The 639-nt window shown below is 68.5% G+C and carries 2 protein-coding genes; both read left to right on the top strand.

The genetic code is table 11. The features are described 5' to 3' along the window. Positions 1-323: PD-(D/E)XK nuclease family protein (locus tag PSH25_RS29875; RefSeq protein ID WP_238662192.1), on the top strand; the 323-nt coding region annotated here is incomplete at its 5' end. A gap of 226 nt (positions 324-549) precedes the next feature. Beyond that, on the top strand, positions 550-639 hold a 90-nt coding region (locus PSH25_RS29870), incomplete at its 3' end, for a cold-shock protein (protein WP_238662193.1).

Raw genomic sequence — 639 nt, 5'->3', positions numbered from 1 at the left:
AGGTGCCGTTCGCCACGGTGATCGCCGGAGTGGTGGTGCGGGGCCGGATGGACGCGGTCTTCGCCCGGCCGGGTGGCCGGTTCGACGTGGTCGACTGGAAGACCGGCGCGCAGCCCACCGGGCCGGCGGCCGACGTGGCCGCCGTGCAGCTGGCCGTGTACCGGCTGGCCTGGGCGGAGTTGGCCGGCGTGCCGGTCGACCGGGTGGGCGCGGCGTTCCACTACGTCCGGCACGGGGTGACCGTCCGGCCCGCCGACCTGCTGGATGTGACGGGCCTCACGGAGATGATCGCCCAGTTGCCCGAGGATTCTGCCCAACATTGACCACTGCGGGGAAAACCGTGGTAGGTTGACCGGGTTGCAGTTTTGGTTACCAGAGACTCTGTGTGCGCCTGGCGGGATTGTGGCCCCAGGCGCTCTTTGTTGTGTCCGGAGTTCTCCGGGCGGGGCGACCAGAAGCGACAGGCGATTCGCGCATCCCCGCGCGGAGCGCTCCTCTTCGGGCACGCAACAAGTGCGTGTCCGACGTTCCGTCAAGGAGACGAAACACATGGCTATTGGCACCGTGAAGTGGTTCAACGCTGACAAGGGCTTCGGCTTCATCACCCCGGACGGCGGCGGCGCCGACGTCTTCGCCCAC

Origin of the sequence: Micromonospora foliorum (assembly GCF_022229015.1) — a bacterium.
In the GTDB taxonomy this organism is placed as follows: Bacteria; Actinomycetota; Actinomycetes; order Mycobacteriales; family Micromonosporaceae; genus Micromonospora; species Micromonospora foliorum.
This window is presented reverse-complemented; position numbering and strand designations above follow the sequence as displayed.